Consider the following 26553-nt stretch of genomic DNA (forward strand, 5'->3'; position numbering starts at 1 on the left):
CGTTGAAGCTGAGTTTCTGGCGCTCACGCAGATTGCAGGGCCTCTCAAAAGGCCCGAAGGTGCGTCAGGTGCAAAGGCAAATCAGGGGACGCAAATTGCTTATCCTGAGAAAACAGCTCGGCGGGTTGCATGTCTCACGCGGGACATGCAGAAAGGTTGATGTAAAGCGGCGCATTGATAGACTTCAGCCAGTCATAAGGAGAGCGCCATGAGATACCTCGCCCTTGTCCCGGCCCTTGCCGTTCTGGCAGGATGTCAAACCCCGACCAATATCGAGGGCGTCCAAACCTACTATAACGGCAGCGAGGTCATCATCGACGGGTTGCAGACCCCGACCCCGACAGACGCAGAGCATCTGAATGCCGAACAAGGCTGCGGCGGCCCCGCAACGTTCAAGTCCTCCGAGCCTGCCGCTCAGGGGTTCTATCGCCTGACGTTTACCTGCGACTGATCCCTCCACCGGTCCTTTCCAATATCCACGCGTGCCATCGCCATGTCTGGCTGCGTGTTTTTGGCGACGTTTCACGGCACATGTGGCCATAGAGGCCCCTTGGGCGTGCGCGTTTAATGCCACGCCCTTACGGCTGCTACGGGGCCAAGTTTGCCACGCGCCGGTCGCTATCCCCCTCAAAGGGGTCGCATTTGCCCAATGGATGTTGCCGATTTACACGATGATCAGGGTAATATTGCCCTAAGGGCACCCTGTTGCCGAATACCGGGTCTTGTGGGCCCGCATGACGCGCTGATCGGGTCAAACCAAGAATAATCAGCCTTGATAAAGGGAGGACACTTAATGGTCGTTAGCAGATCTATTGCATCCAACGGGCACACGTTTGGATTGGCGGCGCTCATAGCGGCGATGTCAATCGGTGCCGCCAGTGCGCAAGAGGCGGCTGATACCCCAGCGCCACCAGCCGCAATGCCGGAGATTACCTTCACCTCCTGGACCGGTCCCTATATGCGCAGCCAGATGCTGGGCTTCGTGCGCCCCTATGAGGCCGAGAGCAAGTCGAAGGTGAACGTGGCGCATTACAATGGCGGCATCTCGGAAATCCGCGATCAGGTCGAAAGCGCCAATGTCATCTGGGACGTGGTTGATCTGACCCAGGCGGATTCGCTGCGCGCCTGCAAGGAAGGCTTGCTGGAGGATATCTCGGATATCGAGCTGCCCGATGGCGTGGATGGCACTCCGTTTCGTGAGGATTTCGTCGAAGGCGCGCTGAACGATTGCGGTGTCGGTGTGATCGTCTGGGGCACGGCATATGCCTATAAGAACTCGCAATTTGCCGACACACCGCCATCGACCATCGCGGATTTCTTCGACACAGAGACTTATCCGGGCGCGCGGGCCATCCGCAACGACCCCACGGTGATCATGGAATGGGCGCTGATGGCTGATGGCGTGCCGCGTGAAGAGGTCTATGCCACGCTCGAAACGGACGAAGGCGTCGAGCGGGCGCTAAAGAAGATGGAGGATATCCGCCCCGGCCTGCAGATCTGGGAAACCGGGCGCGAACCGGTGCGCCTGCTGAATGCAGGTGATGTGGCGATGTCTTCGATCTGGGCCACGACCGGTGCCACCGCCGCGCAGGAGGAAGGTGCCGATTTCACCGTCAATATGGATGGGCGCGTGATCGAACTGGACCTGTTCGGCATCCCCAAGGGCAGCCAGAACAAGGACGCCGCGATCGAATTCATCCGATACGCCAGCAGTTCCAACGCGCTGGCCGATATGGTGGGGTATCTGCCCAACGGGCCGACACGGAAATCCTCAATGGCGCTGCTGTCGGATGACGTGCTGCAGCGCATTCCTAACGGCCCCGCCTATGAGGATAACCTCTACATCCTGTCGGATGCCGACTGGTGGGCCAACAACCACGCGCGTCTGGAAGAAGCGTTCCAGACATGGGCATCCGCCACGGCACGCAGAGGTGCCGCAGGATCAACAAGATAAGCCGGACCAACAGGGCAAAAAGGGATATGAAATGAGTGATCAATCAAAAGAGAGACCTGACAATCTTGTTTCCAAGTCAGGCTTGTTCAAAGGGATGAACGCCACGATGGGCATCGCCTCGATGGTGATGATCCTGGGCTTCGTCTTTTACACGATCCGCGATGTCGAGGCGTCGAGCGTGGTTTTTGCCGCTGGCAAGGACTTTATCATCGGCTCGCTGGACTGGTTCTATGTGCTGGTGGTGAATGCAGCGCTGTTCTTCGTGCTATGGCTGATGATCAGCCGCTTCGGCCATGTCAAACTGGGCAAGGACGATGATGAGCCCGACTTTTCGACCTTTTCCTGGATCTGCATGCTGTTCAGCGCCGGACTGGGATCGGGCCTGATCTATTGGGGTGTCGCCGAGCCAATGTTTCACATCCAGGGCAGCCCGTTCCAGGAACGCGCGGGACTCGAGCCCGGCTCAGTTGACGCTGCGATTTCCGCCGTGACCATCACCAACTTTCATTGGGGGTTCCATGGCTGGGCGCTTTATGTGCTGGTCGGGCTTAGCCTCGCCTATTTTTCGTATCGCCACGGTCTGCCTCTGACCCTGCGCACAGCGCTTTATCCTGTGCTCAAAGAGCGCATTTATGGCCCGTGGGGGCACCTGGTGGACCTGATCGGTGTGTTCGGCACTATCTTTGGACTGGCGACCTCGCTGGGTCTGGGAGTCACCCCGATTGCTGCCGGGCTAGAGGATCTGGGCTGGATGGCCAATACGCAGACCAACCAGTTGATCCTCGTGGCAATCATCACCTGCATGGGCACCGCCTCGGCCGCGTCGGGCGTGGGCAAGGGTGTGCGGATTCTGTCCGAAACCAATGTGATGGCCAGCGTCTTCCTGCTGATCCTGTTCATTGTCCTGGGACCCACCGCCTTCCTGCTCGGGATCACCCTTTCGGGCTTCGGCGATTATCTGTGGACGGTCATCCCGATGGGCTTCTGGATCAATGGCGAACCCGATAACCAGTGGCAGAGCTGGTGGACCATCTTCTACTGGGGCTGGTGGATCGCGTGGTGCCCGTTTGTGGGCCTGTTCATCGCCCGCGTCTCAAAAGGGCGCACCATCAAGCAGTTCTGCTATTGCGTGCTGCTGATCCCGACCTCGGTCGTGATGCTGTGGATGGGCGTCTTTGGCGGGGCGGCGGCTGGCGTCGATCTGTTCTATGATGCCGGTGTGGTTGAGGCCGTGAACAATGACTATGCTGCGGGCGTCTTCGCGACCGTGAAAGGCTTCGGCTATACTTGGCTGACCTATCCGATCACCGTGTTGATCACGATCCTGCTGATCTCGTGGTTCGTAACCTCGTCGGACTCGGGCACTTTGGTGATGTGCACGATGCTCTCGATGGGGGATGAGCATCCGCCGGTCAAATTCCGCGTGTTCTGGGGTCTGACCGCCGGTGTCGTCGCGGGTGTTCTGATGCTGGCAGGCGGTTTGAGCGCGCTGCAGACAGCCTCGATCGTGGCCGGTCTGCCGATCGCGGTGATCCTGCTGTTCATGATCTACGGCATCGTCACCTCGCTGCATGCCGAGCACCCGCTGCCGGATTATGCCGATAAATACGATCTGGAGTTCCTCAACCGGTAACTCCCGAACTCGGACACAAAAAAGAGAGGCAGCCCCGGCTGCCTCTCTTGCGTTTCGTTCAGCCCTGGCGGCCTGGCTCAGCCCACCACGTTGAACTCCGGACCATAGGGGTAACCGGTGATGTTCTCGTTGCCGTCCTCGGTGATCACCAGAATATCGTGCTCGCGATAGCCCCCTGCCCCGGGTAGCCCGTCCGCGATGGTCAGCATCGGCTCCATCGAGATCACCATGCCCGGCTCCAGCACGGTGTCGATATCCTCGCGCAGTTCCAGACCCGCCTCGCGCCCGTAGTAATGCGACAGCACACCGAAGGAATGGCCATAGCCGAAGGTGCGGTATTGCAGCAGGTCACGCTCGGCAAAGAATGCGTTGATCTGCTGCGTGACCTCGGCACAGGAGGCGCCGGGCTTCAGCAGCGAAATACCAAGCTCATGCGCGCCGATATTGGCCTGCCAGAGTTTCAGGCTCGCCGCGTCCACCTCACCCACAAACAGCGTGCGTTCCAACGCGGTGTAATAGCCCGAGATCATCGGGAACGTATTCAGCGACAGGATATCCCCGCGCTCAAGCCGCCGACCGGTGACCGGGTTATGGGCGCCGTCGGTATTGATGCCCGACTGGAACCAGACCCAGGTGTCGCGATATTCGGCATCCGGAAAACGGGCGGCGATCTCCAACTCCATCGCGTCGCGTCCCGCCATGGCGACATCGATCTCGCGCGTGCCTTCTTTGATCGCGTCGCGGATCGCATAACCGCCCACATCCGCCACCGCCGCGCCCGCACGGATCATCTCGATCTCGGCAGGCGATTTGTGCATGCGCTGGCGCATGGTCGCCTCGTATAGGTCGACGGTGTTCGACGGCGCGAGAAAGCTCTGCAGCTTGCCCTGCTGCAACAGTGTCAGGTGATCGCTTTCGTACCCGATCACCCTGCCCGGCCCCGTCACCGACAGGATCGCGCGCCAGTAATTGTCGCGCTGCCAGTCGGTATAGGTGATGTTGTCGCTATAACAGCGCCGCCAGGGCTGGCCCGCGTCAATCCCGGCCGAGATGGTCACGCATTCGGTGGGCGTCACCACCAGCGCATAAGGCCGCCCGAAGGCGCAATAGGTGAAGCCCGAATAATACGAGACATTATGCATCGAGGTGAAAACGGCGGCCTCGGCACCGCGCTCGGCCAGGATTTTGCGTAAACCGTCGATGCGCGCGGCGTATTCGCTATCGGCAAATTGCAGACCGGCTTTTTCGCCGTTGTGGAAACGATAGAATTCAGGACGTGCAGTCATATTGACCTCCGATCAAAGAGGTCCCGGCGTTCAGGACTGTGTGTAGTGGCGCGTTTCGATACACTCAAAACGTGGCGACGCCATCGCCAATTTGCCTGAACAGACGCTGCCAAAATCAAGGAGGCAAATCCAGCCTTTTCTGGGCTGCTCGACGCAGGGGAACCCCTAGGCGCCCTGTTTGGCCTCATGAAATTTACACGACAGAATGAAAGCGCTGCATTCATCGGTCAGGTCTTGGAACCGCGACTTTTCCCGGCTGTAGAGATAGACCTGTCGCTTGTCCGGCAAATCCGCGATGGGGCGAAAGACGGTGGTTTCGGGGATGAACTGCGCGACGGTCTGCGGCAGCACCGTGACCCATTTGCCGGTTTGGATCATGGTGATCAGCGAATGAGTGTTCTGGATGGTGACATCCGCCGCCTCGATCGCGTCCAGAAAGCGTGGCGTCTCGATCAAATCACACAAGGCGTTGCGCAGAAACGCTCCGGTCACCACATCCGCGATTTCCGGCTGGCAGGCCTGCGTGTTCAGGGGATGATCTGCGGCGCAGACCAGGCCAAAGTGATCTTCCAACAAGGGCACCGCCCTGATCCCGTTCAGGGGGTGGAACCCCGAGGCGATCCCGATCTCGGCCTTGCCCTCGGTCAGCGCGTCCAGCACCTGCTGACTGTCCGTATCACGCAATTCCACTTTCAGCCCCGGAAAGCGCCCGGTCATGTGTTCGAGAACCTGCGGGAAAAGCAGTGCTGCGATGGAAGGCACCGAGACGATGCGGATCAGGCCATGGCTTGCCTCGGCGGCGGCCTCGATCTCCTGCACCGTTTCGTCAAACTGGCGAACCTGCCTGGAGGCCAGATCAAACACCTGCTCTCCCAAGGGCGACAAGGTGCTTTTTCGCTCCCCTTCGAACAGCTTCTTTCCCAGGTGATCTTCCAATTGTTTCAGCGTCATCGACACCGCAGACTGCGTGCGCCCCAACCGGTCGGCGGCCTCGGCAAGAGTGCCGGTCTGGGCCACAGTGCAAAAGCAGCGCAGCATTTCGATCTTGATAGCCATGCTTCAGATTTTCTGAAATTATATTCAATTGTTTGAGTTTGACTGATATCACAACCAAAGTCCATCCTGATCCAAATTTGACCACGGGATTTGGGGCTGACCTTGACCAAACTGAACCTGATTGCTGGCGAATGGCTGGCCGGCGAGAGCGAGATTGAAAACCGCAACCCTTCGGATCTGAGTGATCTGGTCGGGATGTTCGAGCAAGCCAGTGCGGATCAGCTTGACGCGGCACTGGATCAGGCGCGTGTCGCTCAGGTCGAATGGGCCGCCTACGGGATGGAACGCAAGCAGGCAGTGCTGACGGCGATCGGCACCGAGCTGATGAGCCGCGCCGAGGAACTGGGCACCCTGCTCAGCCGCGAGGAAGGCAAGCCGCTGGCCGAGGGCAAGGGAGAGGTCTATCGCGCCGGGCAGTTCTTTACCTATTACGCTGCCGAATGCCTGCGCCAGCTGGGCGAAAACGCCGACAGCGTGCGCGACGGGGTCGAGATTGACGTGCGCTGCGAGCCGGTTGGTGTTGTGGCCATTATAAGCCCCTGGAACTTCCCCACCGCCACCGCCTCGTGGAAGATCGCCCCGGCGCTGTGTTATGGCAATGCGGTGGTCTGGAAACCCGCCAATGTCACCCCGGCCTCTGCCGTGGCTCTGGCCGAGATCATCGAACGGCAGGACATCCCCAAAGGTCTGTTCAGCCTAGTGATGGGCTCGGGCCGCTCGGTTGGTCAGCACCTGGTGGAAAGCCCCAAGGTCAACGCGATTTCCTTCACCGGCTCGGTGCCCGTGGGCAAAAGTATCGCCGCCGCCGCGATCCAGAACCTCACCAAGGTGCAGATGGAAATGGGATCGAAAAACGCGCTGGCGGTGATGGACGATGCCGATCTCGATCTGGCCGTGACCCTGGCGCTTGGCGGGGCCTTTGGCGGCTCGGGCCAGAAATGCACTGCCTCCTCCCGCCTCGTGGTCCATGCGGGCGTGCATGATGCTTTTGTCGAGAAACTCGTCGCAGGCGCGCAGGCGATGAAGGTGGGCCACGCGCTGGAAGACGGCGTGCAGATGGGCCCAATCGTCAGCGAACAGCAGCTTCGGGAAAACCTCGCCTATGTCGATCTGGGTAAGTCGGAAGGCGCCGAACTGGCCTGCGGCGGGCAGCGTCTCGATATGCCACATGAGGGGTTCTACATGTCGCCGGGCGTGTTCCTGAACACCAGTAACGATATGCGCATCAACCGCGAAGAAATGTTCGCACCGCTCACCAGCGTCATCAAGGTCGCCAGCTATCACGAGGCGCTGAGCGTCGTCAACGACACCAATTTCGGCCTGACCTCGGGCATCGTCACCCAAAGCCTCGCCCGCGCCACCCATTTCCGCCGCAACGCCCGCACCGGCGTGGTGACCGTGAACCTGCCCACCGCAGGCACCGACTATCACGTGCCCTTCGGCGGGCGCGGCGACAGCTCCTACGGGCCGCGCGAACAGGGCAAGGCGGCGGCAGAGTTCTACACCACCGTCAAGACCGCCTATATCAGCGCCGGAACCCCGGTCTGATGCTTATCGACGGGCTGCAATATGCCAACTGGTCGGAAAAGATTTTCCGGCAACTGCGCGAAGGGGGCGTCGATGCTATCCACGTCACCATCGCCTATCACGAGAACTTCCGCGAGACGGTGCTGAATTTTGAAAAGTGGAACCGCTGGTTCGAGCAATATCCCGACCTGATCATGAAAGGCCGCTGGGCCAGCGATATCGACGCGGCGCGCGAAACGGGGCGCACGGCGGTGTTCTTCGGCTTCCAGAACCCCTCGCCTATCGAGGATGATATCGGGCTGGTCGAGATCCTGCACGATCTGGGCGCGCGGTTCATGCAACTGACCTATAACAACCAATCGCTGCTGGCGACGGGCTGTTACGAGGCCGAAGACACCGGCATCACCCGCATGGGCAAACAGGTCATCAAAGAGATGAACCGTGTAGGTCTGGTGGTGGATATGAGCCATTCGGCGGATCGCTCGACCATCGAGGCGGCAGAGATCTCGGAACACCCCATCGCCATTACGCACGCGAACCCGCATGACTGGTCGCCCGCCCTGCGCAACAAGCGCGACACGGTGATCCGGGCGGTGATCGAAAATGGCGGCATGATGGGCTTTTCGGTCTACCCTCATCATCTGAAAGACAAATCCGCCTGCACGCTGGAGAGCTTCTGCGAGATGATCGCGCGCACCGCCGAAAGATACGGGCCCGAACATCTGGGGATCGGCACTGACCTGTGCCAAGACCAGCCCGACAGCGTGGTCGAATGGATGCGCGTCGGGCGCTGGACCAAGGAGGTCGACTATGGCGAAGGCTCCGCCGCCGCACCCGGTTTCCCGCCCATGCCTGCATGGTTTCAGGACAACCGCGACTTCGGCAATATTGAAACAGGTCTGCGCGCAACCGGGCTGAGCGAGGATGAGGTCGCAGGGATCATGGGAAGGAACTGGTACAGGTTCTTCTCAGAAAACTTCACCCCAAGGGGATGCGTGTGATGAAACCGGTCGCGCCAACACAGATCCAGCGCAGAGCCCCGGAAGAGGTGATGCGCCTGTCCCGTCTTGGTTCGCTGCATCAATGCCGACTGAGCTTCATGCGGGTCCTGACGCGGCGCATGGCACGGGATGGCTGGACCTTCACGCGCCCGGTTTTTGCGATTAATGACAAGGGCGTAGGCCACGCTGTTTATACGGCGCAAGGGCCGGAACGGGCGTATTCTCTGGTGGCCTTCGCCCATGACCTGCCGCCCGAAATGCGCTCGGACCGGGTGATCGCCGAGGCCTGGGATGCCACTTTCACCCTGTTCGACGGCATCCCCAAGGATGAGGATATCGACCGGCTGTCCCGCAATGTCCCCCTGCAAGAGGCCGGGCGCGTCAGCGAAACCGAGCTGTCGCTGTCGCGCGCCAACCGCTCGGTTCGTCTGTGGTCCCATGTGGTGGACCGGCTGGCGGCGGGACGGCAACCCGATCCCGAACAGATCGAAGGCGTAGGCTATCTTATGCGTACTACGGCCGTCTATGGCTCGGGCAAGTTCGGCGCGGCGGATCGCGTGGTGATCGCGGATCGCGAAGAATTGCAGGTGCCGTTTCAGGCCGAGATGTTATCGGTCTACCTGACCCGCACCTTCGTACGGGACCTTGTTGAACATATGGCCCGGGTCAAGGGCAGCGATCAGGCGGTGCAGCTTGATCCGGCGATCGCCCGGCAGCTGGGGATCGGCAATTCCACCGGGCTGGGCATGGCGCCTTTCATCATCAATCACCCGATCCTGTTCAATAACTGGATCATGGCCCGCGAAGAGGCCATCGCCAGGGTCCGCAGCCGCCCAGACGCCACGCAGATCGAGGCGGATATCTTTCGCGCTGTCCTGAAACGAAGCGCAATCTCGGTGGATCGCTGGCGGTCCAAGCATCCGATCCAGATCAAAAAGCTGGCGCATCTGACCTCAGACATGCAGGCGCTTGAGGCGCATGTTCAGCAAGAGACCCTGCTGCACGACTATCCCTGGGACCGGCTGGTGCTCTGGTCGGAAACCGCGTTGAGCGAGGAAGGTCAGGAACTGGTCGCCTCACTGATCCTAGAGCCTTATGCGGATGAGGTGGATGGTCTGGCCAGCTGCATGGCTGACAGCAACGCGGACGCCTTCGTGATTGATGGCGCGATGCAGATCAAAGAGGTCCGCGCGCTGATCGAAGGCCGGTTCGGCTGGGCCCTGCCGCTGGATTGGGACGCGCCGGAGCATTGCGCGCGGGCGTGGTATGTCTCGGAAGAAAAGCTCGAACCGCGCATGGGGGAGCGGTTCGAGGAGCCCATCGGCGCCTACGAACAGCCCCTTGCCCCGGCGCGGGACGCAGTGGCGGCGCATCGCGCGCTTGCCAATCAGGAAGACGACCACCCGATCGCGGAATTCCTGATGCGCCACCCCGAACATCGCCACACGGTCCGCCGCCTGCAGATGAGCCGCATCGCGCCTTATAGCGAGGTGCAGGACAACACGATCAGCGCGGCAGTGCTGCCCATCGACATGCTGCGGGCCAAACTGTCCTTCTTTGGCGCAACCCATTTCGATCCCCGCTCAGACCGATGGGTGCGGATCTGCATGTATGCGGGTGCACCCTATCCCGAGGACCTGACGACAGAGAATGCCGATCTGTGGGTCTATCCAGAGTGTGCGGAATGACCCTGTCGCTGAACGAGATGGAGGCAACCGCCAAGCGTGCAACGCGCGGCGGCCTCTATAGCTGGGGTCTGGCCGAGGAGGCCGCCAAGGCGACCCGCTGGCTCTGCGCGCATGGGCTGGATGGCGGGGCTGTTCTTGCCGCTCTGCTGCAACGAAGGTTTGCCGCATCTTTGCAAGACCATACGCCCGAGAACCTGGATGAACCCTGGCAGTGCAAGACCACGCTCTGCCCGTTGACCGCCGGGGTCACCCTGTCGGACTGCGCCGAGCGTTTATCTCAACGCCCAACCGACATGCGGCAGGTTGCCCACCCTTTGCTGATCCTGCCCTTCGCCGCGCAAGTCGCGCGCAAGCTCGAACGTTCCGTGACCGTGACCAGCGGGAGCTGGGAAGCGGTGACCGACGGCACCGCGCTGAGCATGCCGCAGGAGGCCCCGGATCATTCGGAGCACCTGCGCATAGAGCTTGGCGGCGTATTGTCGGAGCTTCGCCCGCATCGCACCCGCGCCACCCCCGCCCCCGAGACCCGCGCGATACTAAGCCGCTTCGCTCAACTCACCTACGCCCCGGCCACTGAAGAATCGCGACGGCTCGGCGCGGGTGCCGGTCTGTCCGACAATGACTGAGGAGACGCCCACGTGACTGAAACCAAGACACTTTCGTTGTCCGAGATCGAGGCACTGTCCTTTGACGCTTTGGTCGCTGCAGGAACGTCGGAGGCCAACGCGCGCCCGCTTGCCGTGGCAACCGCAGCCACCGAGGCCGACGGCGTGGCCAGTCACGGGCTGGCCTATATCCCGATCTATTGCGAGCATGTGCAATGCGGCAAAGTTGATGGGCAGGCAATCCCTACCTTATCAACGCCCCGCCCCGGCGTGGTCGCCGTTGACGCCGCCACCGGTTTTGCCCATTCCGCAATCAATCTGGGGTTCGAGCCATTGATCGCGGCGGCGCGCACGCAAGGCGTGGCGGTTCTGTCCATCAGGAACAGCTATAATTGCGGGGTCCTGGGCTATCATACCTACCGTCTGGCGCAGGCCGGGCTGGTGGGGATCGGCTTTACCAACGCGCCTGCCTCCATCGCGCCCTCGGGCGGCTCCAGACCGGTGGTCGGCACCAATCCTTTCTCACTTGCCGTGCCCGGCAGCGATGGCCAACCCGCCCTGCTGATCGACCAGAGCGCCAGCACCATCGCTAAAAGCGAGGTGATGAAACACGCGCGCGAGGGCAAGCCGATCCCGGTGGGCTGGGCGCTGGACAGCGACGGCAAGCCGACAACCGACCCTGATGTGGGCCTGAAAGGGTCGATGGCCCCATCGGGCGGCTACAAAGGCGTCGGCATCGCCCTGCTGACCGAGGTCATGGCCGCCGCACTAACCGGCGCAACGTTGGGCATTCACGCCTCGCCCTTCTCAGGCACCGCAGGTGGCCCGCCCAAGACCGGGCAGTTTTTTATCGCAATTGACCCATCTGCGACCGCCGGTGACGTTTTTGCAGCCGGTATTGCCGATCTTGTCGAAGCGATCCGCTTTCAGGACCGGGCACATTTGCCGGGTGACGGTCGCCGCGCCAAACGGCTGGCGGCCCAAAAAGATGGCGTTGCCGTGAATTTGGCAACGCTGAACAGGATCGACGCCCTACTGCAAGGACAACAGCGCGACGGATAACCGGGAGACCCCGCGCGACAACAAACCTTCCCGGCAAATCAGGACACGTGCGAACAGGGAGGAAACACATGTCAGTGAAACAACCGTTTACCGACTTGCAGATCAAGAGGTCTGCCAGCGGGTTTTATGAAGGGCACAGTCTGGAGATCGCCCTACTGAGCAAGGCGATCATGGTCGGCCTAGTGATCTGGGCTCTGGTCTGGCCCGCCAATGCAAATGGCGTTCTGGGCAGCCTCAACTGGAGATTGCTTGAAGATTTCAACGGCTTCTACATCATCATTGTTGGTCTCTTTATCTTCTTCCTCGTCGCCGTGGCCCTCATACCAGGCACCGGAAAGCGGGTTATGGGCCCCGAAGGCGAGAAACCGGAATTCTCGGATTTTTCCTGGTTCTCGATGATGTTCGGCGCGGGTCTGGGCGTCGGGTTGATGGTTTTTGCAACCGCAGAACCTCTGGGCCTCTGGGGATCGAACCCGGTGGTGCTGGCAGGCACGGTCGAGGCCAATACCGAGGCCGCGCTGCAATCGGGATACCGCTACACCTTCCTGCATTACGGCTTTCACGCCTGGGCGATTTACGTGGTCACGGGGCTGTCGCTGGCCTATTACGCCTATACGCGCGACATGCCGCTGACCATCCGGACGGCGCTGACGCCGCTGTTTGGGCGGTTGATGAACGGCTTCCTGGGACATGTGGTTGACGTGCTGGGGGTGGTTGCGACCATTCTGGGCGTCTCGGTGACCATCGGCTATGGCGTCTCACAATTCATCGACGGGCTCTATGCCATCTCCGGCATGGAATGGATGATGGATCTGACCGGAGAAACGCCGGAGCCCAGCACGGTTGGCCTGATTTCGGGCCTGGTCGTCATCATGGGACTGTCGATCATTTCGGCGGTGTCAGGTGTTGGGCGGGGTGTGAAATACCTGTCGAACCTGAACCTGGTGCTGTCGCTGATCCTGCTGCTGGTCTTTGTGGTCTTCGGGTCTTTCCTCTTTGCAATGACCAACTACGCGACCGCCTTCGTGGACTACATGCTGCATTTCATCTCGCTCAGCTTCAATGCCATCGGGCCGCAATCCGAGACAGCGTTTGCATCGGCTCTGCCGTCCGAGGCGGCCCCGATGGCAGACGCGCTCTATAGCGGCGCGACCAATGCGTGGGGGTCGTTCGATGCGTTCAAATCCGGTCTTGAAGGGGAAGCCGCCGCATTGCCCGACGATGTCTTGACCGCCGCCTATGCGGCCGGTGAGCAGGGACGCCAATTCGGCTGGCAGGCCGGTTGGACAACCTTCTACTGGGCCTGGTGGATCGCATTCTCGCCCTTTGTCGGCCTGTTCCTGGCCCGCATCTCCAAGGGGCGTTCGGTGCGTGAATTCATCATCGGCTGCGTCTTTGCACCCGCGCTGGTCTGCTTTGCCTGGATGACCATCCTTGGCGGCACCGCGATCGATCTGGAACTGAACGGCACCGCTGAAGGCGCCATCATCGGTGCGTCCAACACGGCTAAGCTGTTCGTGACCCTGCAGGAGATGATCACCGGCGGATTGCTGTCTGGCATCACCGTGATGTGCGTTGTGCTGATCATGACCTTCCTGGTGACCTCGGCAGACTCGGGCATCCTGGTGATGAACACCATCATGTCGGGTGGCGACCAGAAGATCGGCAACAAGCACAAGATCGTCTGGGGTCTGATCCTGACCGCAGTGATCGGGGCGTTGATCCTGGCTGCGGGTGAAAACAACCCGATGGACGCGCTGCGAAACGCGATGATCATCGGCGCGCTGCCCTTTACCATGGTGATGGGTCTGATGTGCATTGCCCTTGCCAAGGCGCTCTATCGTGACGGGTTGCGTGCGAAGCACACCGTCGCTGCAGAGTAAGACATCGCAGCGGGCGGCCCCGAGCTGAAGGCCGCCCGCATCTGCGCCCGTTTCCACAACAAGACCTGTGAACGCGCCCGCCCTACCGGTGACCAAGCTGGCCCAGTATCGGCAGAGCATCCCCAACATTCGCAAGCCGCAGCATGTGCCAGGCCAACGCCTGATTGCTGGTGATCACGGGCAGGCCGGTGCTGGTCTCGATCTCGTCAATGACGTTCAGGCAGCGCAGGTTGGTGCAGGAAATCACGATGGCATCGCAAGGAGCCGCCGCAGCGACCTGCGTCGCCGCCGCGATAATCGAGGCCTCGGTGATGCGGGCGACCACCCGGTCATCGCCTTCCTCGAATGAGCCGAACCCGGCGATCTCGAACCCGGCCGCTTCCAGCCTCTGCCGCATCCGGCTCGAGACTTCGGGCACGTAAGGCGTGAGGAAGCCCAGCCGTTTCACCTCAAGCGCCTGGGCAGCGGCGATGACGGCGGCGAGTGGATCGCTCACCTTGGCATCGGGGAATACCGATTGGATTGCGCGGGCCACATTGTCCGATCCGATCACACTCGAAGCGGAAGTGCAGCCATATCCGATGACATCGAACTTCAGCGACTGCGGAAAGAGCCGTGCCGAAGCGGGCAGATCATTTTCCATCCGGGCCAGCGTATCGGGACGGATTTCCGGGACCATCGGAATGCGGCTGTGATAAAGTGCAATCCCCTGCAACGCCATGATGCGCGCAAACTCGGCCTCGATCGTCTCGTCGTTTTCCAGCACGATCACACCCAGCGTGGCGCGGGTTCCGATGCCCTGATCCGTGTCGTACTCCAGTTTCATGCCCTGCCTCATATGATCGGAAGGTCTGGTGCGGCGCGCTCGGACAAAAGCTGCGCGCCATCCGCGCGTATCACGATATTCTCTTCATGCACCATGATCTTGTCATCGCCATAGCTGAGCGAAGGTTCCAGTGTCAGCACCATGTTTTCGGTAATTTCTGTGTCGTCAAACGCGGCATGCGAGGGCCATTCGGTCAGTTGCATCCCCAGCCCGTGGCCAAGACGCCCGACATCGCCACCCTGATCGTCCAGTTCCGCGATCACATTCTGCATCACCTGAAACAACGCGCGGCTGGTTGTGCCGGGGCGCGCGGCGGCGATACCGGCCTCGGTCGCGCGCCAAAGCACCTCATAGGCGCGCTGCGAGGTGCTGTCGGCCACGCCAATCGCAAAGTTGCGGTCGAAATCGCAGAAATACCCGTCCCAATTGGCCCCGGTATCCAGCATCAGGATATCGCCCCGTGCCAAGGGACGGCACGAGGGGGGCGAGATGACGTCGCGATAGCCACCGGTATCTGCACCGCCGACCAGATAGGGTACATCATCCGCCCCCTGTGCCAGCGCCTCGCGCCGGAAAGCCCGAAACAGCGCCTCCAGCGGCAGGCCTTCGCGGGCAAGCTCGGGGACGCGGGCAAATGTGCGCGAGCCGATGGCACAGATATGGGCTAGCTTTTCGATCTCGGCCTCGGATTTCACCATGCGCAAGGCTCGGATCAGCCCGGTGCAGTCGCTCACGCGCAACCCGGTCAGCCCCTGCATCAAACGTTCATAATCGCCCAACGGCATGCGTAGCGCGGTCTCGTGCCCTTTCAGGATGCCGATCGTCTCTCCGTTCCGTGCGAGCGGGGTCAGGAGATCCGTGAGCAGGCTGATGCCATCGTCATCCGGCGCGGGTGCGCTCCAGGTGCGGATATCGTCGATCCAGGTGCCGCGCATCAGCTCCGCCCCGATCTCGGGTATGATCGCGATCGGCTTGCCCAAGGCCGGAACGAACAAGAACCAGGGCCGGGTCGGGCTTTGCCAGAACAGCGTGTGAAAGCCGCTGAAATAGCGCAGCTCCGCCTCGGTCATCAGCAGCAGACCGGCCATGCCGGACCCCGCCATGAGAACTTGCGCGCGCCGAGTACGCGCCGTGAACTCGGCCTCGGGGAATCCGCGCTCCGGGGCCGCCATCACGCCTGGTCCTTGCGGATCGGCAACCGGTCTCGCACCAGCTGCACCCAGAACTCTGCCCCGATGGGTAGGAGATCATCGTTGAAATCATAGTCCGAAGCGTGCAGCGGCTGGCCGTTTGCCCCGTCCTCACCATTGCCGAGCAGCAGGAAGCAGCCGGGAACGGCGGCGCAAAAATGAGCGAAATCCTCGGAAAAGCTCATTGGGGGGCGGTTGCGGATCAGATCGCACCCCGCGGTGTCAGCGGCGCGATAGACGGCCTGGGTCGGGGCGTCGGCATTGATGGTTTCGATGAACTCGGTGTTGAAGGTCACACTCGCCTGAATACCGTGCGCCGCAGCGATGCCTTCGGCGATCCGGCGCATATGGGCCTCGATGGCGACGCGGTCCTGCGGAGATCGCGCTCGGAAGTCACCTTTGAGCACGGCCTTGCCAGGCAGGACATTGCGCTGCCCGTCGCTCAGAAATTCGGTGACCGAGACAACCGCCCCCGCCCCGGGCGCCAGTTTGCGAGCCACGATAGTCTGCAGCGCCAGCACCAGTTCCGCACCAACGGTAATCGCATCCACCCCGGCCTGCGGCATTGAGGCGTGCCCGCCCTGCCCGTGAATGGTGATCTCGAACAGCGTTTCGCTGTTGCAGATGATGCCAGACCGGGTCGAGACCTGCCCCACCGGCGCGCCGGGCAGATTGTGGATGGCATAGACCTCATCAATCGGAAATGTCTCCAGCACGCCTTCGTCGATCATGGCTTGCGCGCCCAGCCCATGCTCTTCGTTGGGCTGGAACAGAAAGACCACGCTGCCGTCAAACCCGCCTTCGGCTGCCAGCCTTTCAGCAGCACCCAGCAGTATCGTCATATGGCCGTCATGGCCACAGGCATGCATGACACCAGGGGTTTGCGAGCAGTAGCCATGGGCTGAGTTTTCGGTGATCGGCAGCGCATCCATATCCGCACGCAGACCAATGGCGCGATTGCCCTGCCCCATCCGCAACACCCCGACAACACCTGCACCTTCATGCGTTTCGATCCCCAAGCGGCGCAGAGACTGGGCCACCGCGGTTTTTGTCCGCGCCTCCTGAGACCCCAGTTCGGGATCACGATGAAACGCGCGGCGCTGCGCGATCAGTCGGCTGTGAAAGTCAGTCATATCGGTCCATCTCGGTGACATCTGGTCAGGGTGGTGGCGATCAAGACGCCTGTTGGCGGGCCATTCAGGATATTGCGGCGCATGCTTGTTGCTTTTCGCGGGGAATCCGACTTCTTTCATGCCATGGACGCCAACGTCCTGAAAACCTCAAACACGACATAGGCGGGGCCTGCTGGCATGACATATTCCGATGACCTTCACTTCGCTCCGGATTTCGGCCGCGCTCTGAGCTTCTTTCGCACGCAGAACGCCTATGCGCCCTCGCCCCTGCTGCGTTTGCAAGGGCCGCACGGTCAGGAGGTTCTGGCCAAGGACGAAACCGGTCGGATGGGGCTGGGCGCCTTCAAGGCGCTTGGCGCGCCTTATGCGGTGGCCCGGATCATCGAGGCGGAGTGGCTGTCCCGAACCGGAGAGATTCTGACGCCGGCTCGCATCGGCGACGCGGATATCCGCGCCTTTGCCGCCACGCTCTGCTTTGTCTGCGCCAGCGCGGGCAATCACGGGATGGGCGTTGCGGCGGGCGCGCGGGCCATGGGGGCGAAGGCAAGGGTTCATCTTGCCAATACCGTGCCCGAAGGCTTTGCCGACCGGCTGCGGGCGCTGGGGGCCGAGGTCGTGCGCTCGGGCGAGGTCTATGACGAGAGTGTCGCCGCAGCCATCGCTGATGCCGACACCAGCGGCGCGATCCTTTTGGCCGATGGCACATGGCCGGGCTATACCGAAATCCCCAAGCTGGTCATGGAAGGCTATTGCGTCATAGCCGAGGAACTGCGCCGGGAGTTCGAGACCTCGGGCAACTGGCCGACCCATGTTTATCTGCAGGCAGGCGTTGGCGGGCTCGCTGCTGCAATGGCGCATATGATCCGCCTGAACTGGGCCGAGCAGCCGGAATTGATCATCGCGGAGCCCGAAGCCGCGCCCTGCCTCAAAGCGAGCCACCTTGCCGGACACCCCATCCGCGCGGATGGGCCGGAATCGAATATGGGTCGGCTGGACTGCAAGGAACCCTCAATCGTCGCCTGGCAGGTTCTGGAACGCTGCGGCGTGCGCTATGAGACATTGTCCGAGGAGGAAGGCCGCGCGGCCTCGGACGCCGTGGGCGCGCTGGGAGTCGCCACTACCCCCTCCGGTGCTGCCGGGTTTGCCGCCTTGCGCAAGCATGTTCCTCACCTGGATGACGACCAGGCATTCCGGCCACTGGTGATCGTGTCAGAAGGACCCGCCTGAGCGGAACTTGTTGACGCGGACCCAGCGCCATCTTTCACGTCAATTCAGCCACAGGTTTTGCGCTCTGTCCCCAGCTCAGGAGTCAGGGGGTGAATCGGCTTTTTTTAAAAAAGTGAACTATTCGGTTCAGTAGCTCTTGAAAACTGAACTGACCTGTTTAGATCATGTAATGTGAACCGAACAGTTCAGATTGGAGAAGACGATGAAACCCCTTTTGATTGCAGCAGCATTGGTCCTGACAACCGCCGCAGCGCCAGCAATGGCAGGTGGCTTCGCAATTGGCAGCCCCGCGGTAACCCTCACATTCCCGGAAAAACCAATTGAGCCGGTCAGCAAGTCCGTCACCGTTCTGAAGCGCTAATTCAGCCGCCCTCCCCCGGCACGGCTGTGTCCCCGCCCTTCCTCCGGCGGGGGCACACCATCATAAGCCCGGCTGCTCATCCCCGCGATCCACGCTGTCGCCCGCCGATCAGTGGGTTAAGGGAAAAAACCAACACCGCTAGCCAGATCAGCGAAAAAGCAACCACATGCCAGAAGCTGAACGGCTCGCCAAACACAACAACCGCGCAGATAAATTGCAGCGACGGATTGATGTATTGCAGTACGCCCATGGTCGACATCTGGACCCGCTGCGCGGCATAGCTGAACAGGATCAGGGGAACCGCCGTCATCGGCCCTGACAGGACCAACAAAGTGCTGATCAGTACATCGCTGCCGAAGAGACCCTTGCCCACCCAACCCGCTTGGACCAGAACGGCCAGCCAAAGCGGCAGCAGGATCAGAATCTCGCAGGTCACCGACAGGACCGGACCCTGCTGCAACCCTTTCTTGATCGCGCCATATAAGGCAAAGGCCGCCCCGATCAGCAGCGCAATCCAGGGCGGCACGCCGGTCCCGAAGCTCAGCACCAAAACCGAAAGCGCAGCGAGCCCGATCGCAGCCCATTGCGGGCGAGCGAGTCTTTCACCAAACCAGAACCGACCGGCCAACACTGCACAGAGCGGAAAAATATAATAACCCAGCGCCGCATCGGCTACCTTTCCGATCTGAACCGAAACCAGGAAAACCAGCCAATTCAGCGAGATCATCAGCCCTGCCAGCAACAGCTTGACCGTCTGCCCACCGCTATAGGCGGCGGGGATCTCGCGCAGCCTACCCTGCAGCGCCAGCACCGCGGCAAAGAACACAATCGACCAGACAGCCCGATGCGACAGAAGCTCCAGCGGAGGCACCATCTCGAGTTGCTTGTAAAACAGCGGCGAAAGGCCCCAGACCGTACAGGCCGCGATCATCGCTGCTATACCTTTGGTCGTTTCCGTCATAGGGCCCCTCCGCCGTCCGGGGTGTCATGCGTCTGATCTGCGGTCAAGCTGACAGCTCAATCACGGTGATCTCTGGCACCACTCCCAATCGCACGGGCAGGATCGAGCAACCTATGCCGCCGGATACAACGAGATCACGGCCATCCTCACGCACATGCCCGTATGCATATTTGTTCCCAAAACGCGATGGGACGAACGGGGCCCAGCCAAAGACCCTAATTTGCCCACCATGGGTATGACCCGAAAGCGTCAATGCAACCTGCTTGGGCATCTCGGGAAACGCGTCCGGTTCGTGTGCCATCATAACCACCGGTGCATCATCAGTGATTTGCGCCAAGGTCGCGGGTAGATCATCCAATCCGTGACACCTTCGCAATCCACGCAGGATAGCCCGCTGATCTTCAAGCCCGGCAAGCCAGATACCGGCACTTTGCAGCTTTAGGGCAGAGTTCGAAAGCACCGGTATCCCGTTGCGCTCAAGCGCCTCGCCATAGATGTTCGGCCCGCTTTTGCGCCGTTGAGCAGCTCGGTCTGCCCACCAATCATGGTTACCCAAAACCGCATAAACCCCATGCGGTGCCTCTAGCTGCGCCAATACGGGTGCGATATCGTCAATTTTTACCGGACGGGTCTCAAATTTATGACCCCGAGCAAAATCGCCCAACAGCAATACCAGGTCCGGTGCGATCGCATTTGTACGCCGTACGATACGTTCGATCCGCTTCATTCCGACAAAAGGTTCACCCGCGTGCAGATCAGACACAACCGCGATACGAAGCGGCGGTATTGGCCAGTCCTCCCGCTGAACGTGCCATTTTTGAACACGCAATCTCAACGATGGTTCAACAAAAAACTCGTAGCCGGCACGAAAAAGGCCTGCTCGCTTTCGCGCCAGCAGGCCTTTCAGTAGTTTTCTTAGATTCAACCGATCACATCCGGCTGGCGACGTTTTCCCAGTTCACCAGATTGTCGAGGAAGTTCGACAGGTAGGCAGGACGCTTGTTGCGGAAGTCGATGTAATAGCTGTGTTCCCACACGTCACAGCCCAGCAGGGCGGTTTGACCGAAGCAGAGCGGGTTCACCCCGTTCTCGGTCTTGGTCACGGCCAGCGAACCATCGGCATTCTTGACCAGCCAGGCCCAGCCCGAACCGAACTGGCCGGCACCGGCGGCGCTAAACTGCGACTTGAACTCGTCAACCGAGCCAAAGCTCTCGGTCAGGGCCTTTTCCAACTCACCGGGCATGGCGCTGTCGCCGGGACCCATCATCTCCCAGAACTGGTTGTGGTTCCACAGCTGGCTGATGTTGTTGAAGATACCGTTCTGCGCGACGGCGTTTGCGTCATACGTGCCGGAGATGATCTCTTCCAGAGACTTGCCGTCCCATTCGGTGCCCGCGATCAGCTTGTTGCCGTTATCGACATAGGCCTTGTGGTGCAGATCGTGGTGATATTCCAGCGTTTCCGCCGACATGCCCTTAGATGCCAGAGCGTCATGTGCGTAAGGAAGATCAGGAAGTTCAAAAGCCATCGTGGACCCCTGTTGAAAATGAATGTTGCGGTTCCCCCGGTTACATGCGGCGATGGTGCGCGCAGGTCAAGAGTGGATGACGCATGCAACCGAGGTTAAGAACAAAGCACAATGCTCGATACGAGCACTTGATGCGCCTTCCGATCCGACTTCCTAAGATCTACCGCTTGGATATCTTGCAGGGACCTTGACCACTTGGACGGTTATCTGCCGCCCCGCCCAACCGAACACGCATCTGGGCCCTACCGGTTTTCTTTGAAACCAACGCGGAATATGTGGCGCTTATTGCACCGCTACCGCGTACTTTCATATCTTCATGCTTCCATGTGACACGAAACTTTCCATTCCTAAGATCTTTGTATGTGACGGGGATCGGTTTGTCGTAGTAGTGGTTAATATAATCGTCGATTGCCATCGCGGTGCTGTCCTGTTCGTCGACGATAATCACCAAGCGCTCTGGGATCCAACCATAGACTCTTTGGTTGTTTTTCATCTCGCAATCATAGATCGTTTCGGCAGCGGCACCAGTCACGGCCAAAACACTTAACGCTGAAATGACGAGCCATCTCATCCGTTTTTCCCCTTTTCTTTTGAATCAACACGTTTGCACGCCCCGGTGGTATTAAACTTCAAGTGGAGGTACCTAGTGTCCTCAAATCGGACCTTGGCCTGCATCGATCTTTTGTCAACAAAAACAGAATAATCAAAGGTATCCATATTGATTGTCATATATCCGTTACCTCTGTTGGTCTTCCTACCATTTTTGGTAAAGACATATTCGTTTGCTGGCCATGCTATCGACAGTGCATTTCTACCGTTTCGTTCGACTTTTGCCGTACGCTTGTGGGTTTCAACACCCGAGATTACTGTTTCGTGCAGCTTTGCGTGCGTGTCAAATTGCCCGACCGAGAACACAACCCTTTCTGGTAAATACTTGTTTGAACTTTGTTTTTTGAAGACACAATCCAACGTGTCCGCATAAGCGGTGCCCGAAAGTGCCATAGCGGCCAGAAGGCTCAACAACACTCGCATATTAGGTGAAGACATATTTTTCCTTGATTTCACTACTGCTCCGACCGCATGCAAGCGGCCCATTTCTGACTGTGATTAGCTTGCACTAGTTGAGCAGGATCAGGGTCTTCGGTCACAACGGTCAGCGCACGGACTAAACAAAGCCCAACAAACCGTTAGCGCCTGCTTTCCCCTTTAACTCATACTACCCCAGATTATTTTTATGATTCTCCTGAGGAATGTAATAGAGTCGTATGAGCACGCAAGTTAAAACCGATCAATGTCATCGGGTACGTAACGGCGTTTTGGCATTCGGACGCAACGATCAGAACGCGCCAACATCACTTCCCGGCTGCGCAGCGATCTGGAGCAGGTTGAAGACATACCCGGCGACCGACCGGAAACAGACGATGCGGAACGCGCCGTCCTCTTCCATCCAAAATGCCGCCGCGACCTGCGCCAGACGAGTGCGGCGGAAATCGCCGGGTTTGAATCCCTCGGGGCTCAGATCGACAGGTGCCATTTTCGCCAGCACCTCGCGCGCATTGGGGCCCGAGACACGGAACACCGCGCGGGCGTCCGAGACATTGACCGCCCGTGCATGGCTGGACCCAAGTGCTTTTTGCATCTCGACAAGCTTGGCATCGACCTCGGTATAGGGCACGAGAACGAGCAATTCGTCTGGCGACATCCAACAGAGTCCGCTCTCACCCTCGACCAGCGCCTGCCTCTGCCCGGGCATCTTTTGGCCCGTCGCACCGGTCGCGGCCTTGACCAGCCCTTTATCGCTGTGATCGCCGCGCAGGGTGATCATGCCCTGCAGACCCAGTTCTTCGATAACGGCGATGCCTTCGATGCGGGCGCCATTCAATGCGCTGATGGGTTCAGACATTCTGCTTCTCCCCGTCCTTGTCGTAGAAGATCGGTTCGACGATCTTGGCCTTGTAACTCTTGCCGTCAGTTCCGGGGATCTCGATCACCTCGCCCATCCGGTCCGGCCCGTGTTTGACCAGCCCCATGGCGATGCCGCGACCCAGATTGGCCGAGTAATAGGTCGACGTGACCCGCCCGATCATGTTGCGCTGCCCGTTGGCGTTGGTGCCCTCGCCCACCGCATAGGCCCCGTCGGGCAGAACCGAACCATCCACAGTCTCAAGACCGACCAGTTTCCAGCGGTCCGGGTCGGCCATGTGACTGCGTTCCTGCGCGCGCTTGCCCAAGAAATCCTCTTTCTTTTTCGACAGCGCCCAGTGCAGGCCAAGGTCCTGTGGGATCACGGTGCCGTCGGTCTCGTCCCCGATCATGATGAAGCCTTTTTCGGCGCGCAGGATGTGCAGGCATTCGGTGCCATAAGGCATCACGCCAAACTCTTTGCCCGCCTCCATCAAAGCATCCCAGAAGGCCTGCCCCCGAGAGGCGGGAACCGCGATCTCATAGCTGAGCTCGCCCGAGAAAGAGATACGGTAAGCCCGGCAGTCAAAGCCACCAATTTGACCATCGCGCCACTCCATGAACGGCAGCGCCTCTTTGCTAACATCCATGCCACCGAGTTTTTCCAGTACCTTACGTGCATTGGGGCCGACAACCGCCACTTGCGCATATTGCTCGGTCACGTTGGCGACATAGACTTTCCAGTCCCACCACTCGGTTTGCAGCCACTCTTCCATATGGCCGTGGATGCGCTCTGCGCCTCCTGTGGTTGTGTGACACAGCCAGGTATCCTCATCAATCCGGGCGACAACGCCATCATCGATCAGAAAGCCGTTTTCCGAGCACATCAAACCGTAGCGGCACTTTCCCTGTTTCAGCGTCGACATCATGTTGGTGTACATCATGTCGAGGAACCGGCCCGCATCGGGGCCCTTGACGATCAGCTTGCCCAATGTGGAAGCGTCAAGCAAACCAAGGTTTTCGCGGGTATTCTTCACCTCGCGATTCACCGCGGCCTCAACGCTTTCGCCGGGGCGCTGATAGGCATAGGCGCGCCGCCAAAGGCCAACCGGCTCCCAATCAGCGCCGTTTCGGTCATGCCAGTCATGCATCGGCGTTCGCCGGATCGGTTGAAACACTTTGCCGCGCGCCTCACCGCCGATCGCCCCCATCGAGATCGGTGTATAGGGCGGGCGGAAGGTGGTAGTACCCACCTGCGGGATTTCCGCGTTCAACGAGTCGGCCAGAATTGCCAAGCCGTTGATATTGCTCAACTTACCTTGATCCGTCGCCATGCCCAGCGTTGTGTAACGCTTGGTGTGCTCGACGCTTTCATAGCCTTCGCGTGCGGCCAGTTGCACGTCCGAAACTTTGACGTCGTTCTGGAAATCCAGCCAGGACTTCATCCGCAGCGGCGTGTCGGCATTTGCGGGCATCAGCCAGACCGGTTCCATCGGCGTTTCGGTGGTGCTATCGCCGTTCGGCGCTTTGGGGCGTTTGGCCTTGCCGCCCGCCGTCTTTGCCGCGGCAAGACCCGTCGCATGGGCATCACTTAGCACCTCGCCCAGCGCCAGCGCACCGTTGGCCGAACCGGCGGCGCTGACAAAGCCCGCGCCATCCACGCCCAGCGGGGGGCGGTCGGGGTCGGGGCGGAAATGGGCCTGCGCCTCATCCCAGATCAACTTGCCGCCACAATGGGACCAAAGATGCACCACCGGCGACCAGCCGCCTGACATGGCCACCGCATCGCAGTCGACCTCGTCGCGCGCGCCACCGATCCCCTCCTGGTTGCAGATTGAGACTTCCTTAACACGTTTACCACCCGAGACTTTGGCGATGGCCTTGCCGGGGTCGACCCGGATGCCCAGCGCCCGCGCCTCATCCGCCAGAGCCCCGCCGCCCGAGGCGCGCGCATCGAGGATGCGCAGCACATCGACACCGGCATTTTTCAGCGTGATCGCGGTGCGGTAGGCATCGTCATTATTGGTGGCCACAACCACTCGCTCGCCCGGTGTCACACCCCAGTTCACCACATAGTCGCGCATGGCCGAGGCCAGCATGACGCCGGGCACGTCATTGCCCGCGAAGGACAAAGGCCGTTCGATTGCGCCGGTGGCGGTCACGATCTGTTTGGCGCGGATACGCCACAACCGGTGACGCGGGCCTGCAGCATGCGGCGCGTGATCGGTCAGACGCTCATAGCTCAGCGCGTAGCCATGGTCATAGATCCCCGCCCCCATGCAGCGCAGCCGCATCGTGACATTGTCCATCGCCTCCAGCTCAGCGACGATTTGTTCCACGAACTTATCCACAGGGCCATCGTCGATACTTCCGCCATCAACCGGCGCGCGGCCGCCCCAATGGGCGGTCTGTTCGACCAGCAGCACCTTTACACCGGTCACCGCCGCCGCCTTGGCCGCCTGTAAACCTGCGACCCCCCCGCCGATGACCAGCACATCGGTAAAGGCATAGAAATGCTCATAAGTGTCGGCGTCGCGCGTCTCGGCATCGGGCGCTTTACCCAAACCGGCTGATTTGCGAATGAACGGCTCGTAGATGTGCTTCCAGAAAGGCTGCGGGTGGATGAACATCTTGTAGTAAAAGCCCGCAGGCAAGAACCGCGCCAAATGGGTGTTCACCGCACCGATATCGAAATCGAGGTTCGGCCAGTGGTTCTGTGACTGCGCTTTCAGCCCGTCGAACAGCTCGGTCGTCGTTGCGCGCTGGTTCGGCTCGAACTTGCTGCCCTCGCCCAGACCGACCAGAGCATTGGGTTCTTCGGCCCCGCTCGCCACGACGCCACGCGGGCGGTGATACTTGAACGAGCGGCCCATCATCATCTGGTCATTGGCTAGCAAGGCCGAGGCCAGCGTGTCGCCTGCAAAGCCGCGCATGGTGGTGCCGTTGAAGCTGAACGTGACCTGCTTGGAGCGGTCGATCAGGCGACCGAGTTTCGAAAGACGATTGCTCATTTATGCGGACCTTTCGCGGAGGGAGGTCATAAGGTGGAGGCCGCTGGACATCAGGAGAACTCCCTCCATGTCCAGCCGGGCCGCTTGGCGGTGATGGCGTCGCGGATCTCCTGCGGCGGCTCGGTGGTCTGGGCCGGATAGGTGCCGAACACCTCCAGCGTCGCCGTGCAGCGGGCGACGTGGAACCACTTGCCGCAGCCGTTGGCGTGCTGCCAGCGTTCAAAATGCACGCCCTTGGGGTTTTCGCGCATGAAGAGATAGTCGTGGAACTGGTCATCATCCGAGCCCGGCCCGAAGCGCTTGACATGCGCCTCGCCGCCCGCGTGCAGTTCGGTTTCCTCGGCATCGACGCCGCAATAGGGGCAATGAAGGATCAGCATCTCGTCATCCTTTCGGCGGTAGGCTGGCAGCATTGGCCAGCGACATTTCGGTCAGTTTGGCGCGCAGATCGGCATCCTCGAAGCCGCCCTCATCCAGTTCCACCATCCCGCCCATCGGACGGCCGGTGAAGCTGAGCGGCTGCGCGCCTGCTTCCAGCGCCTCGGCCTCGCGGGTCTTGCCGGGCCGGTACATGGCACCGTCCTTGTGGACACCGCAGACCATGTTGCCATGCAGCAGAAAGCAGAGCCCGCCAAACATCTTCTTCTCGGACAGCCCCGGCTCCACGCCCAGATCAGCGCGCATCAGGTCGGCCATGGTTTCGGAATAGGGCACTTAC

At 60.5% G+C, this 26553-nt stretch carries 25 protein-coding genes; 11 read left to right on the forward strand and 14 right to left on the reverse strand.

What is annotated here, in order from left to right:
• The first annotated feature begins 208 nt into the window (after positions 1–208).
• The 3 genes from Q5Y75_RS05410 (at position 209) to Q5Y75_RS05420 (ending at position 3587) form a co-directional block, all read left to right on the forward strand.
• Positions 209–451 (forward strand): hypothetical protein, encoded by a 243-nt coding sequence (locus tag Q5Y75_RS05410; RefSeq protein ID WP_306195069.1) that lies wholly within the window; start codon positions 209–211, stop codon positions 449–451.
• Between the two features lie 342 nt (positions 452–793).
• The gene (locus Q5Y75_RS05415; RefSeq protein ID WP_306195071.1) at positions 794–1954 is read left to right on the forward strand and encodes an extracellular solute-binding protein; all 1161 of its coding nucleotides are present in this window, start codon (positions 794–796) and stop codon (positions 1952–1954) included.
• A gap of 31 nt (positions 1955–1985) precedes the next feature.
• Positions 1986–3587, forward strand: a complete 1602-nt coding sequence (locus tag Q5Y75_RS05420) for a BCCT family transporter (protein ID WP_306195074.1) — start codon at positions 1986–1988, stop codon at positions 3585–3587.
• Between the two features lie 77 nt (positions 3588–3664).
• Here the strand turns inward: Q5Y75_RS05420 and Q5Y75_RS05425 are convergent, their stop codons facing one another.
• Together Q5Y75_RS05425 and Q5Y75_RS05430 are read right to left on the reverse strand one after the other, a co-directional pair.
• The gene (locus tag Q5Y75_RS05425; RefSeq protein WP_306195076.1) at positions 3665–4873 is read right to left on the reverse strand and encodes an aminopeptidase P family protein; all 1209 of its coding nucleotides are present in this window, start codon (positions 4871–4873) and stop codon (positions 3665–3667) included.
• A gap of 165 nt (positions 4874–5038) precedes the next feature.
• On the reverse strand, positions 5039–5929 hold the full coding sequence (locus tag Q5Y75_RS05430; protein WP_306195079.1) for a LysR family transcriptional regulator: 891 nt from the start codon (positions 5927–5929) through the stop codon (positions 5039–5041).
• A 102-nt stretch (positions 5930–6031) separates the two neighbouring features.
• Here Q5Y75_RS05430 and Q5Y75_RS05435 point away from each other — a divergent pair, with 102 nt between their 5' ends.
• The 6 genes from Q5Y75_RS05435 to Q5Y75_RS05460 all read left to right on the forward strand — a co-directional run bounded on the left by Q5Y75_RS05435 (position 6032) and on the right by Q5Y75_RS05460 (position 13695).
• Positions 6032–7477: an aldehyde dehydrogenase family protein gene (locus Q5Y75_RS05435; protein WP_371933223.1), complete on the forward strand. Its 1446-nt coding sequence runs from the start codon at positions 6032–6034 to the stop codon at positions 7475–7477.
• Entirely contained in the window at positions 7477–8457 is a 981-nt protein-coding gene (locus tag Q5Y75_RS05440; protein WP_306195081.1) for a membrane dipeptidase, read from the forward strand. The genes Q5Y75_RS05435 and Q5Y75_RS05440 overlap by 1 nt, the downstream gene beginning before the upstream one ends.
• Positions 8457–10145 (forward strand): hypothetical protein, encoded by a 1689-nt coding sequence (locus Q5Y75_RS05445; protein WP_306195083.1) that lies wholly within the window; start codon positions 8457–8459, stop codon positions 10143–10145. Before Q5Y75_RS05440 ends, Q5Y75_RS05445 begins: the two co-directional genes overlap by 1 nt.
• Complete coding sequence (locus Q5Y75_RS05450; RefSeq protein WP_306195084.1) at positions 10142–10771, forward strand: DUF3726 domain-containing protein; 630 nt, start codon at positions 10142–10144, stop codon at positions 10769–10771. The genes Q5Y75_RS05445 and Q5Y75_RS05450 overlap by 4 nt, the downstream gene beginning before the upstream one ends.
• Before the next feature lie 12 nt (positions 10772–10783).
• A complete protein-coding gene (locus tag Q5Y75_RS05455) occupies positions 10784–11812 on the forward strand; it encodes an Ldh family oxidoreductase (RefSeq protein WP_306195086.1) in 1029 nt (342 codons plus the stop codon).
• A 68-nt stretch (positions 11813–11880) separates the two neighbouring features.
• The gene (locus Q5Y75_RS05460; RefSeq protein WP_306195088.1) at positions 11881–13695 is read left to right on the forward strand and encodes a BCCT family transporter; all 1815 of its coding nucleotides are present in this window, start codon (positions 11881–11883) and stop codon (positions 13693–13695) included.
• 82 nt (positions 13696–13777) lie between these two features.
• Here the strand turns inward: Q5Y75_RS05460 and Q5Y75_RS05465 are convergent, their stop codons facing one another.
• The 3 genes from Q5Y75_RS05465 to Q5Y75_RS05475 are packed head-to-tail and all read right to left on the reverse strand — an operon-like array spanning position 13778 to position 16844.
• A complete protein-coding gene (locus Q5Y75_RS05465) occupies positions 13778–14521 on the reverse strand; it encodes a maleate cis-trans isomerase family protein (RefSeq protein WP_306195090.1) in 744 nt (247 codons plus the stop codon).
• Between the two features lie 8 nt (positions 14522–14529).
• The gene (locus tag Q5Y75_RS05470; protein WP_306195092.1) at positions 14530–15693 is read right to left on the reverse strand and encodes a M24 family metallopeptidase; all 1164 of its coding nucleotides are present in this window, start codon (positions 15691–15693) and stop codon (positions 14530–14532) included.
• Entirely contained in the window at positions 15693–16844 is a 1152-nt protein-coding gene (locus Q5Y75_RS05475) for an amidohydrolase (RefSeq protein ID WP_306195093.1), read from the reverse strand. Before Q5Y75_RS05475 ends, Q5Y75_RS05470 begins: the two co-directional genes overlap by 1 nt.
• A 177-nt stretch (positions 16845–17021) precedes the next feature.
• Between Q5Y75_RS05475 and Q5Y75_RS05480 the strand changes: the two genes are divergently transcribed.
• Together Q5Y75_RS05480 and Q5Y75_RS05485 are read left to right on the forward strand one after the other, a co-directional pair.
• Positions 17022–18071, forward strand: a complete 1050-nt coding sequence (locus tag Q5Y75_RS05480) for a pyridoxal-phosphate dependent enzyme (protein ID WP_306195095.1) — start codon at positions 17022–17024, stop codon at positions 18069–18071.
• Positions 18072–18273: 202 nt separating this feature from the next.
• Positions 18274–18432: a hypothetical protein gene (locus Q5Y75_RS05485; RefSeq protein ID WP_306195097.1), complete on the forward strand. Its 159-nt coding sequence runs from the start codon at positions 18274–18276 to the stop codon at positions 18430–18432.
• Positions 18433–18508: 76 nt separating this feature from the next.
• Here Q5Y75_RS05485 and rarD read toward each other — a convergent pair whose 3' ends face one another.
• The 9 genes from rarD to Q5Y75_RS05530 all read right to left on the reverse strand — a co-directional run bounded on the left by rarD (position 18509) and on the right by Q5Y75_RS05530 (position 26549).
• On the reverse strand, positions 18509–19393 hold the full coding sequence (gene rarD, locus Q5Y75_RS05490) for an EamA family transporter RarD (RefSeq protein ID WP_306195100.1): 885 nt from the start codon (positions 19391–19393) through the stop codon (positions 18509–18511).
• A gap of 43 nt (positions 19394–19436) precedes the next feature.
• A complete protein-coding gene (locus Q5Y75_RS05495; protein WP_306195101.1) occupies positions 19437–20318 on the reverse strand; it encodes a metallophosphoesterase in 882 nt (293 codons plus the stop codon).
• A gap of 4 nt (positions 20319–20322) precedes the next feature.
• Positions 20323–20922 carry a superoxide dismutase gene (locus tag Q5Y75_RS05500; protein ID WP_306195104.1) on the reverse strand — a complete coding sequence of 200 codons (600 nt, stop codon included), beginning with the start codon at positions 20920–20922 and terminating at the stop codon, positions 20323–20325.
• 160 nt (positions 20923–21082) lie between these two features.
• The gene (locus Q5Y75_RS05505; protein WP_306195105.1) at positions 21083–21493 is read right to left on the reverse strand and encodes a hypothetical protein; all 411 of its coding nucleotides are present in this window, start codon (positions 21491–21493) and stop codon (positions 21083–21085) included.
• Positions 21490–21942, reverse strand: a complete 453-nt coding sequence (locus Q5Y75_RS05510; protein ID WP_306195107.1) for a hypothetical protein — start codon at positions 21940–21942, stop codon at positions 21490–21492. The genes Q5Y75_RS05505 and Q5Y75_RS05510 overlap by 4 nt, the downstream gene beginning before the upstream one ends.
• A 316-nt stretch (positions 21943–22258) precedes the next feature.
• The gene (locus Q5Y75_RS05515) at positions 22259–22825 is read right to left on the reverse strand and encodes a sarcosine oxidase subunit gamma (protein WP_306195110.1); all 567 of its coding nucleotides are present in this window, start codon (positions 22823–22825) and stop codon (positions 22259–22261) included.
• Positions 22818–25835 carry a sarcosine oxidase subunit alpha family protein gene (locus tag Q5Y75_RS05520; protein ID WP_306195113.1) on the reverse strand — a complete coding sequence of 1006 codons (3018 nt, stop codon included), beginning with the start codon at positions 25833–25835 and terminating at the stop codon, positions 22818–22820. The genes Q5Y75_RS05515 and Q5Y75_RS05520 overlap by 8 nt, the downstream gene beginning before the upstream one ends.
• 50 nt (positions 25836–25885) lie before the next feature.
• The gene (locus tag Q5Y75_RS05525; protein ID WP_306195115.1) at positions 25886–26215 is read right to left on the reverse strand and encodes a sarcosine oxidase subunit delta; all 330 of its coding nucleotides are present in this window, start codon (positions 26213–26215) and stop codon (positions 25886–25888) included.
• A 4-nt stretch (positions 26216–26219) separates the two neighbouring features.
• On the reverse strand, positions 26220–26549 hold the full coding sequence (locus Q5Y75_RS05530; RefSeq protein WP_306195117.1) for a TfoX/Sxy family protein: 330 nt from the start codon (positions 26547–26549) through the stop codon (positions 26220–26222).
• Positions 26550–26553: the final 4 nt, after the last annotated feature.

Origin of the sequence: Ruegeria discodermiae (genome assembly GCF_030758345.1) — a bacterium.
Taxonomy (GTDB): domain Bacteria; phylum Pseudomonadota; class Alphaproteobacteria; order Rhodobacterales; family Rhodobacteraceae; genus Ruegeria_C.

Coding starts and splice junctions, on each gene's coding strand:
- Q5Y75_RS05410 (WP_306195069.1), top strand. CDS start 209: ATGAGATACCTCGCCCTTGTCCCGGCCCTTGCCGTTCTGGCAGGATGT.
- Q5Y75_RS05415 (WP_306195071.1), top strand. CDS start 794: ATGGTCGTTAGCAGATCTATTGCATCCAACGGGCACACGTTTGGATTG.
- Q5Y75_RS05420 (WP_306195074.1), top strand. CDS start 1,986: ATGAGTGATCAATCAAAAGAGAGACCTGACAATCTTGTTTCCAAGTCA.
- Q5Y75_RS05425 (WP_306195076.1), bottom strand. CDS start 4,873: ATGACTGCACGTCCTGAATTCTATCGTTTCCACAACGGCGAAAAAGCC.
- Q5Y75_RS05430 (WP_306195079.1), bottom strand. CDS start 5,929: ATGGCTATCAAGATCGAAATGCTGCGCTGCTTTTGCACTGTGGCCCAG.
- Q5Y75_RS05440 (WP_306195081.1), top strand. CDS start 7,477: ATGCTTATCGACGGGCTGCAATATGCCAACTGGTCGGAAAAGATTTTC.
- Q5Y75_RS05445 (WP_306195083.1), top strand. CDS start 8,457: ATGAAACCGGTCGCGCCAACACAGATCCAGCGCAGAGCCCCGGAAGAG.
- Q5Y75_RS05450 (WP_306195084.1), top strand. CDS start 10,142: ATGACCCTGTCGCTGAACGAGATGGAGGCAACCGCCAAGCGTGCAACG.
- Q5Y75_RS05460 (WP_306195088.1), top strand. CDS start 11,881: ATGTCAGTGAAACAACCGTTTACCGACTTGCAGATCAAGAGGTCTGCC.
- Q5Y75_RS05465 (WP_306195090.1), bottom strand. CDS start 14,521: ATGAAACTGGAGTACGACACGGATCAGGGCATCGGAACCCGCGCCACG.
- Q5Y75_RS05470 (WP_306195092.1), bottom strand. CDS start 15,693: ATGGCGGCCCCGGAGCGCGGATTCCCCGAGGCCGAGTTCACGGCGCGT.
- Q5Y75_RS05475 (WP_306195093.1), bottom strand. CDS start 16,844: ATGACTGACTTTCACAGCCGACTGATCGCGCAGCGCCGCGCGTTTCAT.
- Q5Y75_RS05480 (WP_306195095.1), top strand. CDS start 17,022: ATGACATATTCCGATGACCTTCACTTCGCTCCGGATTTCGGCCGCGCT.
- Q5Y75_RS05485 (WP_306195097.1), top strand. CDS start 18,274: ATGAAACCCCTTTTGATTGCAGCAGCATTGGTCCTGACAACCGCCGCA.
- rarD (WP_306195100.1), bottom strand. CDS start 19,393: ATGACGGAAACGACCAAAGGTATAGCAGCGATGATCGCGGCCTGTACG.
- Q5Y75_RS05500 (WP_306195104.1), bottom strand. CDS start 20,922: ATGGCTTTTGAACTTCCTGATCTTCCTTACGCACATGACGCTCTGGCA.
- Q5Y75_RS05505 (WP_306195105.1), bottom strand. CDS start 21,493: ATGAGATGGCTCGTCATTTCAGCGTTAAGTGTTTTGGCCGTGACTGGT.
- Q5Y75_RS05515 (WP_306195110.1), bottom strand. CDS start 22,825: ATGTCTGAACCCATCAGCGCATTGAATGGCGCCCGCATCGAAGGCATC.
- Q5Y75_RS05520 (WP_306195113.1), bottom strand. CDS start 25,835: ATGAGCAATCGTCTTTCGAAACTCGGTCGCCTGATCGACCGCTCCAAG.
- Q5Y75_RS05525 (WP_306195115.1), bottom strand. CDS start 26,215: ATGCTGATCCTTCATTGCCCCTATTGCGGCGTCGATGCCGAGGAAACC.